The sequence below is a fragment of the Brachybacterium horti genome, from assembly GCF_054777615.1.
Genome location: NZ_BAAHAM010000002.1, coordinates 46,297 through 62,577, shown reverse-complemented (window position 1 = coordinate 62,577; position 16,281 = coordinate 46,297). Strand labels below are relative to the sequence as shown.

The following is a 16,281-nucleotide window of genomic DNA, read 5'->3' as shown; positions in this document are numbered from 1 at the left end:
CGTCCTCGATCCGCTGCTCGCCTCCCCGCGCCCGGAGGGTTCCTTGACGGTCACCTCGACGTGCATCAGTCCCGTGTCGGGACAGCGAGGCCCGGCGCCGCGCCTAGAATCGACGTCCATGACCGCTCCCGCTGCCGCCTCCAGCCCGCCGCGCCGGATCGTCATCGTGGCCGGGCCCTCGGGCAGCGGGAAGGGCGAGATGTCCCGCCGCGCCGGGCTCCCCACGGTGCCGCTGGACGAGTTCTACCGGGACCACGACGATCCCTCCCTCCCCCGCCGCTTCGGCATCGTGGACTGGGACGACCCGGCCTCCTGGGACGCCGGGGCCGCGCTCGAGGCGCTCGTCTCCCTCGCCCACGAGGGCAGCGCCCAGGTGCCCGTCTACTCGATCCCCCGCTCCCGCCGCACGGGCACCACCACGCTCGACGTGGGCGGCGCGGAGCTCGTCATCGCCGAGGGGATCTTCGCGGCGGAGCTCATCGCCCCGCTGCGGGCGCTGGGCCTGCTCGCGGATGCGATCGTGCTGCACCGGCCGGTGCCCGTGGTGTTCGCCCTGCGCCTCACCCGTGACCTCCGCGAGGGCCGCAAGCCGCCGCTCACGCTGCTGCGCCGCGGCTGGGCCCTCGCCCGGGAGCAGCGGGGTGACCTCGAGCGCTGGCGCGGTGCGGGGATGCGGCCGGTGGGGCTCCACGAGGGGACGGCCCTGCTGCGCCGCCTCACCCAGCTCGCCGAGGCGGAGCGCCGCCAGCGCTGGACCGCCGGGGCACCCACGGTCCTGGAGATCACGGCCGTCGCCTTCCTCCGCGAGGGTGAGGGCGGCGTGGAGCTGCTGACGGTCCGCAAGCGCGGCACCGGCTCCTACATGCAGGTGGGCGGGAAGCTCGAGCCCGGGGAGAGCCCGCTCGCGGCTGCCCTGCGGGAGGTCGAGGAGGAGATCGGCGTGCGGCTGCGCGCGGAGGACCTCGAGGTGCTCGGCGAGTTCGAGGCGGTCGCCGCGAACGAGCCCGGCACGCGCGTGCGCTCGACCGTGTTCCGCTGCCGCACGGCCCTGCCGGAGCCGCTCGCGGTGCGCGCCGAGCTCGCGGACCACCGCTGGATCAGCGTCGACGACCCGGCTCCCGGTCCCCGCCTCGCCCCGCTCATGACCGAGCACATCCTGCCGGCGCTGCGACGGGCCTGAGGGCCGCGGCGTCGCGGACGCACCGCCTCTGCACGTGACACGGCCCCTGCCCCGCGCCTGCGGGACAGGGGCCGTGGTGCAGCCGCTGCCAGACGTCAGGCGATGCGGTCCATGACGATGCGGCGCTCGGGCAGGGCGGTGCCGGGAGCGGCGAGGGTCCAGGAGCCCTCGATCGCCTCGAGCGCGCGGGCCACCCGCTCGGGGGTGTCCGTGTGCAGGCGGGCGAGGACGTCCCCGGCGCGCACCTCGTCGCCGAGGTGCTTCTCGATCTCGACGCCCGCGGCGGCCTGCACGGCCTCGCCCGGGCGGGAGCGGCCCGCTCCGAGCCGCCAGGCGGCGACGCCCACGCCCATCGCGTCGAGCCCCGTCACCACGCCGTCCTCGGTCGCGCGCAGCTCCTCGACGTGCTTCGCCGTGGGCAGCGGGGCGTCCACGTCCCCGCCCTGGGCGGCGATCATCGCGCGCCAGGAGTCCATCGCGCGGCCGTCGCGCAGCGCCGCCTCGACGTCCGCGTCGTGCACGCCCGCGGCCTCGAGCATCTCGCGGGCGAGGGCGACGGTGAGCTCGACGACGTCGGCCGGGCCGCCGCCCGCGAGCACCTCGAGGGACTCGCGCACCTCGAGGCCGTTGCCGGCGGTGCGGCCGAGCGGCGCGGACATGTCGGTGAGCAGGGCGACGGTGCGCACGCCCGCGTCGGTGCCGAGGTCCACCATGGTGCGGGCGAGCTCGCGGGCGTCGGCCTCGTCGGTCATGAACGCCCCGGCGCCGGTCTTCACGTCGAGCGTGAGCGCGGCGGTGCCCTCGGCGATCTTCTTGGACATGATCGAGCTCGCGATGAGCGGGATCGCCTCGACGGTGCCGGTGACGTCGCGCAGGGCGTAGAGCTTCTTGTCCGCCGGGGCGAGGCCGGAGCCGGCCGCGCAGATCACGGCGCCCACCTCGTCGAGCTGGCGCATCATCTCGTCGTTGCTGAGCGCGGCGCGCCAGCCGGGGATCGCCTCGAGCTTGTCGAGCGTGCCGCCCGTATGGCCGAGGCCGCGGCCGGAGAGCTGCGGGACGGCGACGCCGAAGGAGGCGACGAGCGGGGCGAGCGGGAGGGTGATCTTGTCCCCCACGCCGCCGGTGGAGTGCTTGTCCGTGGTGGGCTTCGCGAGCGCGGAGAAGTCCATGCGCTCGCCGCTCGCGATCATCGCGGCGGTCCAGCGGGCGATCTCGGAGCGGTCCATGCCGTTGAGGAAGACGGCCATGGCGAGCGCGGCCATCTGCTCCTCGGCGACGACGCCGCGGGTGTAGGCGTCGATGACCCAGTCGATCTGGGCGGGCTCGAGGGTGCGGCCGTCCCGCTTGGTGCGGATGACGTCGACCGCGTCGAAGGGCTCGACGGCGGGGGCGGGCTGGTTCATCGGTCTCCTCAGGAGCGGTGTCGGTGGCGGTACCGGCGTCGGTGTCGGGGTCAGGGGAGCTCGAGGTCCGCGGGCCCGAAGGCCTGCGGGAGCACCTCGTCCATGGTGCACGGTCCCGCGGGGGTGAGCACCACCAGGCTCTCCCCCGCGTGCTCGGAGAGCAGCTGCCGGCAGCGCCCGCAGGGCATGACGACCTGCCGCTCGTCCCGGCCCAGGTGCTCGTCCCCGCCCACGCACACGAAGCGGGAGAGCCGGCCGCCGCCTCCGGCGACGAGCTCGCTGATGAGCCCGCACTCGGCGCACAGGGTCACCCCGTAGCCGGCGTTCTCCACGTTGCAGCCGCGCACGAGGCGGCCGTCCTCGGTGAGCGCGGCGGCGCCCACCCGGAAGTGCGAGTACGGGGTGTAGGCGCGCTCGGCGATCTCGCGGGCCGCGGCGAGCAGCTCCGCGAACTCCTCGCCGGCCCGACCGTCGGCCGTGCCGGCGCCGTCTCCGGTGCCGTTCGCCGTCATCGGCCGCTCCCCCATGGTCACTGCTTCACGTAGGGCACGCCGTCGGCGGCCGGGACGCGCACGCGGCCCACGACGCCGGCGACGGCGAAGAGGGTGACGATGTACGGGAGCATGAGCAGGAACTGGCTCGGGATGCCGGCGCCGCTCCCGGTGGGCAGGGTGCCCAGCCGCAGCTGGAGGGCGTCGGTGAAGGCGAACAGCAGCGCCGCGGCGAGCGCGCCCACCGGGTGGTAGCGGCCCAGGATCATCGCGGCGAGGGCGATGTAGCCCTTGCCGGCGCTCATCTCCTCGCCGAAGGCGACGCCGGTGCCGATGGTGAGGGTCGCCCCGCCGAGGCCCGCGACGGCGGAGCCCAGCAGCACGTTCCCCCAGCGGGTGCCGTTGACGTTGATGCCGACGGTGTCCGCGGCGCGGGGGTGCTCGCCGACGGCGCGCACGCGCAGGCCCCAGCGGGTGCGGAACAGGGCGACGGTGAGCACCGCGACGATGATCCACATGAGGTAGACGAGGATGTTCTGCTCGAACAGCACCCGGCCGATCACGGGGAGGTCGGCGAGCAGCGGGATGCGCAGGGTCGGCAGCCGCAGCGGCTGGTTGAACATCTGCGGGTTCTGCTTCATGACGGTGCCGAAGAAGAAGCTCGTCAGGCCGATCGCGAAGACGTTGAGCACGACGCCGACGATGATCTGCTGGACCCGGTAGCCGACGGCGAACAGGGCGAGCAGCACGCCGATCAGGAGGGACATGACGGGCGCGGCGACCAGGCCCGCCCAGGGGCTGCCCACCATCGAGCCCACGAGCACGGCGCCGAAGGCGCCCATGAGCAGCTGGCCCTCGATCGCGATGTTGATGACGCCGGAGCGCTCGGAGAGCACGCCGGAGAGGGCGCCGAAGGCGAGCGGCACGGCGAGCACCATCATGGTCTGCAGCATGGCGCCGACGTCCACGGTCGCGCCGTGGAAGGCCCAGTCGAGGAAGGCGATCACCCACAGCAGGCCGAAGACGACCACGAGCGCGGTGCGCCAACGACCCAGCGCGGTCACCGTCGCCGAGGCCCACCAGAGCACGCCCGCGATGACGAGGCAGAGCGCCGCGAGGACGATCGCGAGCACGCGCGCCGGGATCGCGACGTCCCCGGGGACGATGCCACCGGGGTTGAGGTCGCCCTCGGCGGCGAGGCGGAAGGTGGTGGAGTCCGCCGCGGGCGAGCCGAGGCCGAAGACGAGCAGCGCCGCGAGGGCGAGCACCGTCAGCGCGGTGGGCAGGTGCCACCAGGAGCGCAGACGCTCGGAGGTGCGCACGGGAACGACGGGGGCGTCCGCGGTCGCGGGGCCCGGGTCCTGGACGAGGGTGCTCATGCGTCCTCCCCCTTCGGGGCGTCGGGGCCGCTGGGGTCCACGGTGCTGTCGGTGCCGACGGTGTCGGCGGGATCGGCCGAGTCGACAGGGCCGACGGGTTCCGCAGGATCGCCGGGCGGGCCCGGCGGCTGCGCGCCGCCGTCACCGGCGTCGCCTGCCGCGGGCTCGACCGGGGCGCGATGGGCGCCCTCGCGCGGGGCGGCGGGCCCCTCCGCGGAGGCGACCGCGGCGGCGTCGGCCGCGAGGACCGGGGCGGCGTGCGCGCCGGTCGCGGTGCGTCGGCGCGGGGCGCGGGGGCGGTCCACGCCGCCGAGGCCCACGAGGAAGCGCACGAGCGGCGGGGCGGCGATGAAGAGCACCACGAGCGCCTGGATGACCTGCACGAGGTCGATCGGGACGCCCTGCGCGGACTCCATGAACCGCCCGCCCGTGGAGAGCCCCGCGAAGAGCACGCCCGCGAGCAGGATCCCGACGGGGCCGGAGCGGCCCAGCAGGGCGACGGTGATCGCGTCGAAGCCGATGGACCCGGCGATCGAGCCGGTCAGCCGCTGCTCCGTGCCGAGCACGTGCACACCGCCCGCGAGGCCCACGAGGGCGCCCGCGACGACCATGACGCCGATCGCGCTGCGACCCACGTCGATGCCGGCGACCTCCGCGGCGCGCGGGTTCGAGCCCACGGCCCGGAAGCGGAAGCCCAGCGTGGAGCGGCTCATGAGCCACCACAGGAAGATCACCGCGAGGAGCGCGACGACCAGGCCCAGGTGGAGGCGGTACTGGTCGCCCGCGAGGAGCGGGAGGCGCGCGGTCCCCGCGATCGCGGGAGAGGTGGGCTGGGCCTTGTTCGCGCCCGTGAAGGCGGAGGTGGTCAGCGCGAACGCGAGGGCGTAGGTCGCGATCCAGTTCAGCATGATCGTCGTGATGACCTCGCTCGCGCCGAAGCGGGCCTTGAGGAAGCCGGCGACGCCGCCGTAGAGGCCGCCCGCGACGATCGCCGCGAGGATGCAGACGAGCAGGTGGACCACGACAGGGAGGTCCACCGCGAAGCCGACGTAGCCCGCGGCGGTCGCGCCGACGATCAGCTGGCCGGTGCCGCCGATGTTGAACAGGCCCGAGCGGAAGGAGACCGCCATGCCGACGGAGGCGATGATCAACGGGGTCGCGACGGTGAGGGTCTCCAGCAGCGGCTTGATCCCGCGCAGGAAGGCGGGGATCAGCAGGTACAGCCCGCTGCCGCCGCGCTCGGCGATGTCGCCGGCGACCTTGCGCGCGCCGGGGAGATCGAAGACGGCCCCGCGGAACATCGCCGCGTAGGCCTCGGTGATCGCCGTCCACGAGGCGCCGATGAGGTCGCCCGGACGAGAGAGGAAGTAGCCCGCCGCGGCGCGCACGTCCACGTCGGAGACGAGGATCAGCACGGAGCCGACGACGAAGGCGAAGACGAAGGCGAGCACGACGACGAGCACGTTGCTGCGCGCGATCGACTGCAGCACCGAGCCGGCGGAGCGCTCGGCGGCCTCGGCTCCGGGGGTGCCGGGGTCGCCGGGCTGCGTGGCGGTGCCGGGGGCGACCGCGGGCGCCTGGCCCTCGGTGGGGGCGCTCATACGATGTCTCCTTCGTCGGCGAGCGTGGTGTCGCTGGTGCGGGCGCCCGCGGCGACCGCCTCGCGCGCGGCCTCCGCGGTGTAGCCGGCCATCATGAGGCCCAGCACGTCACGGTCCTCGTCCGCGGGGACGATGCCGAGGATCCCGCCGCGGTACATCACGGCGATCCGGTCGGAGAGCTGGATGACCTCGTCGAGCTCGGTCGAGACGATGATGACCGGGGTGCCCTTGTCGCGCTCGGCGACGATGCGGCGGTGGAGGAACTCGATCGAGCCCACGTCCACGCCGCGGGTGGGCTGGGAGGCGATGAACAGGGAGAGGTCGCGGCCCAGGGCGCGGGCCATGACGACCTTCTGCTGGTTGCCGCCGGAGAGGGTCGAGACGGCGTCGTCGATCGATCCGGTGCGGACGTCGAACTCCTCGACCTCCGCCGTCGCGCGGCGGCGCACGGCCTCGGGGTGCAGGAGCACGCCGGTCGCATAGGGCGCGCGGTGGTGCTGGTCCAGGACGAGGTTCTCCGCGACGGAGAAGTCCGGGACGAGCGCGTCGTGGGTGCGGTCCTCGGGCACGAAGCCCACGCCCGCGTCGAGGATCTGGCGGGTGCTGCGGCCCACGAGCTCGGCGCCGTCGAGGCGGATCGAGCCGCGGGCGCCCTTCTGCAGGCCCAGCAGGGCCTCGGTGAGCTCGGTCTGGCCGTTGCCCTGCACGCCCGCGACGCCGAGCACCTCGCCGCGGTGCACGTCGAGGTCCACGTCGTCCAGGAGCACGACGCCGTCGGCGTCGGTCACGCCGAGGCCGCGCACCTCGAGGGCCACCTCGCCGGGGGCGGCGGGGGCCTTGTCGAGGTCGAGGGCGACGGAGCGGCCCACCATGAGGGAGGCGAGCTCGGTCTGGTCCGCGGAGGGATCGGCGGTGCCGACGATCCGGCCGCGGCGGATCACGGTGATGCGGTCCGCGACGGCCTTGACCTCGCGGAGCTTGTGCGTGATGAAGACGATCGAGGTGCCCTCGTCGCGCAGCTGGCGCATGATGCCCATGAGCTCGTCGGTCTCGTGCGGGGTGAGCACGGCGGTGGGCTCGTCGAGCACGAGGACCTTCGCCTGGCGCGAGAGGGCCTTGATGATCTCCACGCGCTGCTGGGCGCCGACGGGCAGGTCCTCGACCACGGCGTCGGGGTCGATGTCGAAGCCGAAGCGGGCGGAGAGCTCGCGCACGGTGCGGCGGGCGGAGGCGAGGTCGAGGAACCCGAAGGTGCCGGGCTCGTTGCCGAGCATGACGTTCTCGGCGACGGTGAAGGGCGGCACGAGCATGAAGTGCTGGTGCACCATGCCGATGCCGGCGCGCATCGCGTCGCCGGGGCCGCTGAAGCGGACGGGCTCGTCATCCAGGAGGATCTCGCCGCCGTCGGGCCGGTAGAGCCCGTACAGCACGTTCATGAGGGTGGATTTGCCCGCACCGTTCTCCCCCAGCAGGGAGTGGATCTCTCCGGGCTCGACCACGAGGTCGATCGCGTCGTTGGCCACGAAGGTGCCGAAGACCTTCGTGATCCCTCTGAGCTCGAGCTTCACGCCTGCTCTCTCCGTCGGGGTGGGCGGTGCCGGGTCGGCGCCGCAGGGGCGTGGCCGCCGCCTCCGTCGAGGGTCCCGACGGGGGCGGCGGCCACCTAGGTGTTCGGTCTCAGCCGAGGTTCTGCGGGGAGGCGTCGGACTCGACGGTGATCGTCCCGGAGATGATGTCGGCCTTGAGCTGGTCCACCTCGGACTTGAGCTCGTCGGGGACCTGGGCGTCGAGGTCGTGGTACGGGGCGAGGCCCACGCCCTCGTTCTCGAGCGTGCCCACGTAGGGCTCGTTGGAGAAGTCGTCGGAGGAGGCGGCGGTGGCGACGTCCTCGACGGCGGGGGCGATGCCCTTCATGACCGAGGTGAGGATGAGCGGCTTCGCGGCGTCGTCGTCCACGGACTCGTAGCCGTCGGAGTCCACCCACACGACGTAGCGGCCGTCGGCCTCCTTCGCGGAGGCGAGGGTCCCGGAGCCGACGGGGCCGGCGACCGGCATGACGATGTCCGCACCCTGGGAGTAGAAGGTGTCGGAGAGCGCCTTGCCCTTGGACTGGTCCTCGAAGTCGCCGGTGAAGGAGCCCTTCTGGGTGTCCTTGTCCCAGCCCATGAGCTGCACGTCGGCCTGGTGGACCTCGTTGTACTTGGCGACGCCGTCCGCGAAGCCGTCCATGAAGATGGTGACGGTCGGGATCTGCATGCCGCCGTAGGTGGCGACCTTGCCGGTCTTCGAGGTGCCCGCGGCGACGTAGCCGGCGAGATAAGCAGCCTGCGCGGTGTCGAAGGAGAGCGGCTTGACGTTGCCGACCTCGATCGCGTTGCCGTCGGCGTCCTGCGCGGTGGAGTCGATGATCGCGAACTCGACGTCCTCGTTGGCCTGGGCGGCGGTGCCCGTGGCCGGGGCGAGGAGGAAGCCCACGGTGAAGATGAGGTTGCAGTCCTGGGAGACCAGGTTGTCGATGTTCGTCGCGAACTGGGCCGGGTCGGTGGACTCGGCGGTGGTGGTCTCGATGCCGAGCTTCTCCTTCGCGGCGGTCAGCCCGGTGAAGCCGGACTCGTTGAACGACTTGTCGTCGAAGCCGCCGGAGTCGGAGACCATGCAGGCCTTGAAGTCCGAGGTCGCCCCGGAGCCGCCGTCGCTGCCACCGGAGGAGGCGGACTCCTCGGGCGGGGCGCCGCAGGCCGCCAGGGTCAGGATGCCGGCGCCCGTGAGGGCGATCGCGCGCGAGATGCTCTTCATGAAGTTCCTCCGAGGAAAGGGATGCCGGACGCGCCCGGTGTCGGGCGTCACCACGTCGCAGTCCTCCGGAGACTAGCCGCGCCGCACACTCCGTGAGACGCCGTCGCGGTCCCGGTCTCGAACCGTTATGAAATCGTCGCGCGGGCGACGGGCAGATGGCCGGCAGGCGACCGTCGTGCTCGCCCGGGGGCGCGGCGCCTCAGCCGCGCTGCGCGACGAGGTCGCGCTGCAGGCACGCCGTGGCGAGCACCGCGGCGCCGTTGCCGATCGCGCGCTCGTCGATCATGAGGTCCCCCATGTGGAGGTCGTAGCTGCGGCCGCCGGGCGTGCGCGTCCCGAGCCGGGCGAGCGCGCCGGGCACCTTCTCGAGGTACCACGCGAAGTCCTCGCCGCCCAGGGACTGCGCGGTGGGGTCCACGTTCTCGCGGCCCAGCACGGAGGAGGCGGCGGCCTCGAGCACCGCGGTCGAGGAGGCGGAGTTCGAGACCGGCGGCACGCCGCGGTCATGGGTCACGCGGGCCTCGACGCCCCACGGCCGCACGAGATCGGCGAGGAGCTCCTCGAGCAGCTCCTCCGCGCGGTCCCAGGCGTCGTGGTCCAGGCAGCGCAGCGTCCCCTCGAGCGTGCCCGCGCTGGGGATCGCGTTGAAGGCGGATCCCGCGTGGATCGAGCCCCAGGTGAGGTTCACGCCCGAGCGGGGGTCCATGCGACGGGTGAGGGCCGCGGGCAGGCCGGTCGCGATCGAGCTCAGCGCGAAGACGAGGTCCTGCGTGAGGTGGGGTCGGGAGGTATGGCCGCCCGCACCGCGCACCTGCACCTTGACCGGGTCGGTCGCGGAGGTGATCGGGCCGACCTTGAGTCCCACGTGACCCACGTCGACGCCCGGGTCGCAGTGCAGGGCGAAGATCGAGTCGACGCCGTCGAGCACACCCTCGCCGATCAGCTCGAGCGCGCCGCAGGGGTGGCGCTCCTCGGAGGGCTGGAAGATCAGGCGCACGCCGCGGCGCAGGTGCCCCTCCTCGGCGACCCGCACGAGGGCCATGGCCGCGCCGAGCACGGCGCTCATGTGCACGTCGTGGCCGCACGAGTGGGAGACGCCCTCGACGCTCGAGCGGAAGGAGACGGTGGAGAGCTCGGGGATCCCCAGCGCGTCCATGTCCGCGCGCAGGGCGACGGGCTTCAGGGTGGGGTCGCTGCCGGGCACGTCGCAGATGAGCCCGGTGCGGGGCATGCGCACGGGGCTCAGCCCGAGCGCCTCGAGCTGCTCGGCGATGTAGTCGGTGGTGCCGTGCTCCTCGTGGGAGAGCTCGGGGTGGCGGTGGAGGTGGCGGCGGATCCCCCGCAGGTGGTCGGAGCGCTCGTGGACGGTGCGCATGATGAGCCCGTCGGGGCCGAACATCGCCTGCTCCGGTCCGCCCGGGTGCTGCTCCTGCTGAACCTGCTGCGCCTGCACGTGCGTCCTGCCTTCCGGGCGGTCCCTGGGGCCCGTCCCTCGATCCTGGCCGCCCGCGGTCGCGGGCGGCGACTGCCGGGTCTCCCCCCGCCCGGCCCTGCTCCTGCTCCCCGTCCCCGCGCGGACCTCAGCGCAGGTCGTCCCTCCCGGCGCCGGACAGGGCGGAGACGATCCGCGTGAGCTCCTGGGCGTGGTCCTCGTCGAGCACGAGGAGGGCGTCCTCGGCATCGACCACGGTGATCCCGTCGAGGCCGACGAGGGCCACGTGACGATGCGTGGCACCGTACACCGTGGCCCGGGAGCCGACGGCATCCACGGTGGCGGTGCCCAGCACCCGGACATCTCCCCCACCTCCGGCGCCGTCACCGGCCCCGTCGACACCTTCCGCGCGGACGGTGCCGTCGGCGGCACCGACCGTCCGGACGCCGCCGCCGGCCGCCGGCGAGCGCAGCTGCCGCGCCAGCGCGGCGAAGTCGCCGACGTCGTCCCAGTCGAAGCGGGCCGGCACCACGGCCACGCGGCCGCGCGCGGCGAGCGGCTCCGCGAGCGCGTGGTCGATCGCGATCGAGAGCAGCGAGGGCCAGACCTCCTCGAGCACCTCCTGCTCCTTCTCCGTGCCGCGGGCCGCGGCGATCCTGCGCACACCCTCGGCGAGCGGCGGGATCTGCACGGCCAGCTCGTCGAGCAGGACCCGCGCGCGGACCACGAACATGCCGGCGTTCCACAGGAACCGGCCCGAGGCGAGGAACTCCTCCGCGACCTCCCGGGTCGGCTTCTCGACGAACCGTGAGACGGGCAGCGCCCCCGCGCGCTCGAGGACGGACGCCACCGGCGCGGTGGAGCGCTCGATGTAGCCGAAGCCCGTCGCCGGGTGCGTGGGGACGATGCCGAGGGTGACGAGGTGGCCGTCCTCCGCGGCGGCGCGCGCGGCGCGGACGTCCTCGGCGAAGGCGGCGGTGTCGGCGACCAGATGGTCCGCGGCGAAGGAGCCGATGACGGCGTCCGGCATCTCCCGCTCGACGACGGCGGCGGCGAGCGCGATCGCGGGCATCGAGTTGCGCGGCGAGGGCTCCGCGATCACGCGCGCGCGCCCGTCGGCCTGCTCCTCGACCGCGGCCCGGTGCACGGCGCCGGTGACGACCACGGGAGGAGCGTCGGCCAGCGGGAGCAGGCGCTCGAGGGTCTGCTCGAGCAGGGAGGATCCGGTGCCGGTCAGATCGAGCAGGAACTTGGGGCGCTCACGCCGTGAGAGCGGCCACAGTCTGGTGCCGGAGCCGCCCGCGGGGATGACAGGGACGAAGGGGGCCTCGGGCATGCGGCCAGGGTAGCGGCGTTCTGCAACCCCTCCGTGGAGGCGCCGGGGACCGACCCGACACCGCCGCGAGCGGGACAGAAAGCGCACGTCATGGTGTTACGCTGGCCGGGCCCCTGTCGGGGGCGATGATGATGTCGCCGTGTCGTGAACCGGCCCTCTGCGGGTCCCCAGTGCGGGCCCTGCAGCCGTCGGGCCGGGTGCGGCGCGACAGGTCCCTGCGGGCCCGCCCGTCATCCCGTCCGCCGACGACTCAACCGACGCTTCTGGAGGAACTCCGTGGCTTCCGCCCAATCCGGGACGCTGTATCGCGGACGCGAGGGCATGTGGTCCTGGGTCGCTCACCGCATCTCAGGGATGCTCATCTTCCTGTTCCTGCTCGTCCACGTCCTCGACACCGCCCTCGTGCGTGTCTCCCCCGAGGCGTACAACGAGGTGATCGGGCACTACAAGACGGTGGTGTTCGGCCTCGGCGAGATCGGCCTGGTGGGCGCCGTGGTGTTCCACGCGCTGAACGGCCTCCGCATCATCCTGGTGGACTTCTGGTCGAAGGGCACCAAGCACCAGCGCGGCCTGTTCTGGGGCGTCGTCGTGCTGTGGGTGGTCCTCATGGCCGGCTTCCTCCCCCGCCACCTCATGCACATGTTCGGAGCCTGACCATGAGCGCACAGACCTCCCCCACGCGGATCCCCGATCCCACCACGCGCTACCGCCGCACCGGCCAGCGCGGCGTGAACACCGAGATGCTCTCGTGGATGTTCATGCGCGCCTCGGGCGCCCTGCTCGTGATCCTCATCTTCGGCCACCTCTTCGTGAACCTCTGGCTGGGCCTCGGCGTCAAGGGCATCGACTTCGCCTTCGTCGCCGGCAAGTGGGCCAACCCCTTCTGGCAGGTCTGGGACCTGCTCATGCTGTGGCTCGGCCTCATCCACGGCGGCAACGGCGTGCGCACGATCATCAACGACTACGCCCGCTCCTCGACGCCGCGCCTGGTCCTCAAGGGCCTGCTGCTCGTCGCCGTGGTCGTCACGATCGTGCTCGGCACCCTCGTGATCTTCACCTTCAACCCCTGCCCGGCCGGCGCGGAGCCCAGCCTCCTGCCCGCCGTCTGCCAGGGCTGACGGCTCGGCCGTCCCGCATATCGCGATCGAAACGGAGCACTCACCGACCATGCAGACTCATGACTACGACGTGGTGATCGTGGGCGCCGGCGGCGCCGGCATGCGCGCCGCCCTCGAGGCCTCCAAGCGCGCCCGCACCGCCGTCGTCACCAAGCTCTACCCCACCCGCTCCCACACCGGCGCGGCGCAGGGCGGCATGTGCGCCGCCCTCGCCAACGTCGAGGAGGACAACTGGGAGTGGCACACCTACGACACCGTCAAGGGCGGCGACTACCTGGTGGACCAGGACGCCGCCGAGGTCATGGCCAAGGAGGCCATCGACGCGGTGCTCGACCTCGAGAAGATGGGCCTGCCGTTCAACCGCACGCCCGAGGGCAAGATCGACCAGCGCCGGTTCGGCGGCCACACGCGTGAGCACGGCGAGGCGCCCGTGCGCCGCGCCTGCTACGCCGCGGACCGCACCGGCCACATGATCCTCCAGACCCTCTACCAGAACTGCGTGAAGCAGCAGGTGGAGTTCTTCAACGAGTACTACGTGCTCGACGTCCTCATGACCGGCGACCCTCGCACCGACGAGGGCGTCCGCGCCTCCGGCGTGGTCACCTACGAGCTCGCGACCGGCGAGATCCACGTCTTCCGTGCGAAGTCCGTGGTCTTCGCCTCCGGCGGCTTCGGCAAGGTCTTCAAGACCACCTCGAACGCGCACACGCTGACCGGCGACGGCCCCGCCATGGTGCTGCGCCGCGGCATCCCGCTCGAGGACATGGAGTTCTTCCAGTTCCATCCGACGGGCCTCGCGGGCCTGGGCATCCTGCTCTCCGAGGCGGCCCGCGGCGAGGGCGCGATCCTGCGCAACAGCAACATGGAGCGCTTCATGGAGCGCTACGCGCCGACGCTGAAGGACCTCGCCCCGCGCGACGTCGTCGCCCGCGCGATGGCCAACGAGGTGCGCGAGGGCCGCGGCTGCGGTCCGAACAAGGACTACGTGCTGCTGGACCTCACCCACCTCGAGCCCGCGCACATCGACGCGAAGCTCCCGGACATCACCGAGTTCGCCCGCACCTACCTGGGTGTGGAGCCGTACACGGAGCCGGTGCCGGTGTTCCCCACCGCGCACTACGCCATGGGCGGCATCCCCACGAACATCCGCGGCGAGGTGCTCCGCAACGCGGAGGACGTCATCCCCGGCATGTACGCCGCGGGCGAGGTGGCCTGCGTGTCCGTGCACGGCGGCAACCGCCTGGGCACGAACTCGCTGCTGGACATCAACGTCTTCGGTCGCCGCGCCGGCATCGCCGCCGCGGAGCACGCGGCGACGGTCGAGTCCCCCGAGCTGCCCGAGGGCGTCGAGATCCCGACGGTCGAGCTGCTGCAGCGTCTCCGCGACCGCCCGGCCACCGAGGACCGCGTCGCGGACATCCGCCGCGACCTGCAGGAGACCATGGACGCCAACGTCCAGGTGTTCCGCACCGAGGAGACCTGCCGGAAGGCGCTCGCGGACATCGAGGCGCTCAAGAAGCGCTACGAGACCGTCGCCGTCCAGGACAAGGGCCTGCGCTACAACCTCGACCTGCTCGAGGCCGTGGAGCTCGGCTTCCTGCTGGATCTCGCGGAGACCGTCGCACTCGGTGCGCTGTACCGCAAGGAGTCCCGCGGCGGCCACTTCCGCGAGGACTTCGACAAGCGCGACGACGTCAACTTCCTGCACCACACGATGTACTACCGCACCCTCGAGGGTGAGGAGGGTGCCGAGGGCACCTCGATCCGGCTCGGCACCAAGCCCGTCGTGATCACGCGCTACGAGCCGAAGGAGCGTACGTTCTGATGACCGCCGTCGCCGAGAAGACCCCGGCCCCCGAGGCCTCCGCCGCGGAGATCCCCTCCTTCGAGGTCACCCTCCGCATCAACCGCTTCGACCCGGATTCCGGGAAGGACTCCTCCTGGGAGGACTTCACCGTCACGATGCACGGCACCGACCGTGTGCTCGACGCCCTGCACGAGATCAAGTGGCACCTGGACGGCTCGCTGAGCTTCCGCCGCTCGTGCGCGCACGGCGTGTGCGGCTCCGATGCGATGCGCATCAACGGCCGCAACCGTCTGGCCTGCAAGACACTGCTCAAGGACCTCGACATCTCCAAGCCGATCCTGGTCGAGCCGATCAAGGGCCTGCCGGTGGAGAAGGACCTCATCGTCGACATGGACCCGTTCTTCGAGTCCTACCGCGAGATCATGCCGTTCCTCGTGGCGAAGGGTCAGGAGCCCAGCCGCGAGCGCCTGCAGTCCGCGGAGGAGCGCGAGCGCTTCGACGACACCACCAAGTGCATCCTGTGCGCGGCGTGCACCTCGTCCTGCCCCGTGTTCTGGACCGACGGGCAGTACTTCGGCCCGGCCGCGATCGTCAACGCGCACCGCTTCATCTTCGACTCGCGCGACGACGCCGGCGAGCAGCGTCTGGAGATCCTCAACTCCAAGGAGGGCGTGTGGCGCTGCCGCACGACCTTCAACTGCTCCGAGGCGTGCCCCCGGGGCATCCAGGTCACCAAGGCCATCGCCGAGGTCAAGCAGGCCGTCATCCGCGGTCGCGTCTGATCCTGCGGGGCCCGCCCACCTGCGGGGCGGCCCCCGCACGACGGAGCGCCCGGCCCCCTCGAGGGGGCCGGGCGCTCCGTCGTCCCGGAGGAGGGCGTCGGATCAGTCGTAGGTGACCACGAGCGGCGAGTGGTCGGACCAGCGGGTGTCGTAGCTCGGGGCGCGGTCCACCTGCGCGGCGGTCGCCCGCTCCCCCAGGTGCGGGGTGGTCAGCTGGTAGTCGATGCGCCAGCCCGAGTCGTTGTCGAAGGCCTTCCCGCGCTGCGACCACCACGTGTAGGGACCCGGGACGTCGCCGGCGAGACGGCGGTGCACGTCGACCCAGTCGCCCTCGACGAGGAGGCGGTCGAGGTAGGCGCGCTCCTCGGGCAGGAACCCGGCGGACTTCAGGTTGCCCTTCCAGTTCTTGATGTCGTTGTTCTGGTGGGCGATGTTGAGGTCGCCGGTGAGGACCACGTGGCGGCCGTCGGCCCGCAGCGCGGCGAGGCGCTCGAGGGCGACGTCGAGGAAGGCGTACTTGTCGACCATCGTCTGCGGCTTGTCGACGCTGCCGGAGTGCATGTAGCAGGAGATGACGGTGAGGTCCTGGCCGTCGCCGAGGGGGTCGCCGAGGTCCGCCTCGAGCCAGCGGCCCGAGTGCGCGTCCTCCTCCTCGAGGCCGGGCAGGCCGCGCCGCACGCCCTCGAGATCGATCCGCTCGAGCGAGGTGCGGGCCGCGATCGCGACGCCCGCACGGCCCTTGAGCCGTGACGCCTCGCCGACGATGCTCCAGCCCTCCCCCATGAGGTCGGCGAGCAGCTCGTCCGGCGCACGCACCTCCTGGAGGGTGACGACGTCCGCGGAGGTCGCGGCGAGCCAGTCGCCCATGCCCTTCCGGGCGGCGGCGCGCAGGCCGTTGACGTTGACGGTGGCGAGTGTGAAGGTCATGCCCGCCAGTATTCCAGGGCGGGCCGACG

At 72.7% G+C, this 16,281-nt stretch carries 14 protein-coding genes; 5 read left to right on the top strand and 9 right to left on the bottom strand.

The window, feature by feature from the left end:
• The first annotated feature begins 118 nt into the window (after positions 1-118).
• Positions 119-1,180, top strand: coding sequence for an NUDIX domain-containing protein (locus ACYVAP_RS05515; protein ID WP_498859895.1), 1,062 nt, complete (start codon positions 119-121; stop codon positions 1,178-1,180).
• 95 nt (positions 1,181-1,275) lie between these two features.
• Here the strand turns inward: ACYVAP_RS05515 and ACYVAP_RS05510 are convergent, their stop codons facing one another.
• The 8 genes from ACYVAP_RS05510 to ACYVAP_RS05475 form a co-directional block, all read right to left on the bottom strand.
• Complete coding sequence (locus ACYVAP_RS05510; protein WP_498859894.1) at positions 1,276-2,583, bottom strand: thymidine phosphorylase; 1,308 nt, start codon at positions 2,581-2,583, stop codon at positions 1,276-1,278.
• A 50-nt stretch (positions 2,584-2,633) separates the two neighbouring features.
• Complete coding sequence (locus ACYVAP_RS05505) at positions 2,634-3,095, bottom strand: cytidine deaminase (protein ID WP_137771705.1); 462 nt, start codon at positions 3,093-3,095, stop codon at positions 2,634-2,636.
• 17 nt (positions 3,096-3,112) lie between these two features.
• A complete protein-coding gene (locus ACYVAP_RS05500) occupies positions 3,113-4,453 on the bottom strand; it encodes an ABC transporter permease (RefSeq protein WP_498859893.1) in 1,341 nt (446 codons plus the stop codon).
• Positions 4,450-6,054 (bottom strand): ABC transporter permease, encoded by a 1,605-nt coding sequence (locus ACYVAP_RS05495; protein WP_498859892.1) that lies wholly within the window; start codon positions 6,052-6,054, stop codon positions 4,450-4,452. The genes ACYVAP_RS05500 and ACYVAP_RS05495 overlap by 4 nt, the downstream gene beginning before the upstream one ends.
• On the bottom strand, positions 6,051-7,622 hold the full coding sequence (locus ACYVAP_RS05490; RefSeq protein WP_137770322.1) for an ABC transporter ATP-binding protein: 1,572 nt from the start codon (positions 7,620-7,622) through the stop codon (positions 6,051-6,053). Before ACYVAP_RS05490 ends, ACYVAP_RS05495 begins: the two co-directional genes overlap by 4 nt.
• A 109-nt stretch (positions 7,623-7,731) precedes the next feature.
• Positions 7,732-8,850, bottom strand: coding sequence for a BMP family lipoprotein (locus tag ACYVAP_RS05485; RefSeq protein WP_498859891.1), 1,119 nt, complete (start codon positions 8,848-8,850; stop codon positions 7,732-7,734).
• Between the two features lie 199 nt (positions 8,851-9,049).
• The gene (locus ACYVAP_RS05480) at positions 9,050-10,303 is read right to left on the bottom strand and encodes an amidohydrolase (protein WP_498859890.1); all 1,254 of its coding nucleotides are present in this window, start codon (positions 10,301-10,303) and stop codon (positions 9,050-9,052) included.
• 127 nt (positions 10,304-10,430) lie between these two features.
• Complete coding sequence (locus ACYVAP_RS05475; protein WP_498859889.1) at positions 10,431-11,618, bottom strand: mannose-1-phosphate guanylyltransferase; 1,188 nt, start codon at positions 11,616-11,618, stop codon at positions 10,431-10,433.
• Positions 11,619-11,894: 276 nt separating this feature from the next.
• Here ACYVAP_RS05475 and sdhC point away from each other — a divergent pair, with 276 nt between their 5' ends.
• From sdhC to ACYVAP_RS05455, 4 genes are read left to right on the top strand one after another with little or no spacing between them, the layout of a single operon-like run.
• Positions 11,895-12,272, top strand: a complete 378-nt coding sequence (sdhC, locus tag ACYVAP_RS05470) for a succinate dehydrogenase, cytochrome b556 subunit (RefSeq protein WP_103385101.1) — start codon at positions 11,895-11,897, stop codon at positions 12,270-12,272.
• Positions 12,273-12,274: 2 nt separating this feature from the next.
• On the top strand, positions 12,275-12,736 hold the full coding sequence (locus ACYVAP_RS05465) for a succinate dehydrogenase hydrophobic membrane anchor subunit (RefSeq protein ID WP_137770319.1): 462 nt from the start codon (positions 12,275-12,277) through the stop codon (positions 12,734-12,736).
• A 49-nt stretch (positions 12,737-12,785) separates the two neighbouring features.
• On the top strand, positions 12,786-14,561 hold the full coding sequence (gene sdhA / locus ACYVAP_RS05460; protein WP_137770318.1) for a succinate dehydrogenase flavoprotein subunit: 1,776 nt from the start codon (positions 12,786-12,788) through the stop codon (positions 14,559-14,561).
• The gene (locus ACYVAP_RS05455; protein WP_343906061.1) at positions 14,561-15,325 is read left to right on the top strand and encodes a succinate dehydrogenase iron-sulfur subunit; all 765 of its coding nucleotides are present in this window, start codon (positions 14,561-14,563) and stop codon (positions 15,323-15,325) included. The genes sdhA and ACYVAP_RS05455 overlap by 1 nt, the downstream gene beginning before the upstream one ends.
• Before the next feature lie 102 nt (positions 15,326-15,427).
• Here ACYVAP_RS05455 and ACYVAP_RS05450 read toward each other — a convergent pair whose 3' ends face one another.
• A complete protein-coding gene (locus tag ACYVAP_RS05450) occupies positions 15,428-16,252 on the bottom strand; it encodes an exodeoxyribonuclease III (protein WP_343906063.1) in 825 nt (274 codons plus the stop codon).
• Between the last annotated feature and the right edge of the window lie 29 nt (positions 16,253-16,281).

Excerpts from the sequence above, each read along its gene's own strand:
- ACYVAP_RS05515 (WP_498859895.1), top strand. The coding sequence starts at position 119 with ATGACCGCTCCCGCTGCCGCCTCCAGCCCGCCGCGCCGGATCGTCATC.
- ACYVAP_RS05510 (WP_498859894.1), bottom strand. The coding sequence starts at position 2,583 with ATGAACCAGCCCGCCCCCGCCGTCGAGCCCTTCGACGCGGTCGACGTC.
- ACYVAP_RS05505 (WP_137771705.1), bottom strand. The coding sequence starts at position 3,095 with ATGACGGCGAACGGCACCGGAGACGGCGCCGGCACGGCCGACGGTCGG.
- ACYVAP_RS05500 (WP_498859893.1), bottom strand. The coding sequence starts at position 4,453 with ATGAGCACCCTCGTCCAGGACCCGGGCCCCGCGACCGCGGACGCCCCC.
- ACYVAP_RS05495 (WP_498859892.1), bottom strand. The coding sequence starts at position 6,054 with ATGAGCGCCCCCACCGAGGGCCAGGCGCCCGCGGTCGCCCCCGGCACC.
- ACYVAP_RS05485 (WP_498859891.1), bottom strand. The coding sequence starts at position 8,850 with ATGAAGAGCATCTCGCGCGCGATCGCCCTCACGGGCGCCGGCATCCTG.
- ACYVAP_RS05475 (WP_498859889.1), bottom strand. The coding sequence starts at position 11,618 with ATGCCCGAGGCCCCCTTCGTCCCTGTCATCCCCGCGGGCGGCTCCGGC.
- ACYVAP_RS05465 (WP_137770319.1), top strand. The coding sequence starts at position 12,275 with ATGAGCGCACAGACCTCCCCCACGCGGATCCCCGATCCCACCACGCGC.
- sdhA (WP_137770318.1), top strand. The coding sequence starts at position 12,786 with ATGCAGACTCATGACTACGACGTGGTGATCGTGGGCGCCGGCGGCGCC.
- ACYVAP_RS05455 (WP_343906061.1), top strand. The coding sequence starts at position 14,561 with ATGACCGCCGTCGCCGAGAAGACCCCGGCCCCCGAGGCCTCCGCCGCG.
- ACYVAP_RS05450 (WP_343906063.1), bottom strand. The coding sequence starts at position 16,252 with ATGACCTTCACACTCGCCACCGTCAACGTCAACGGCCTGCGCGCCGCC.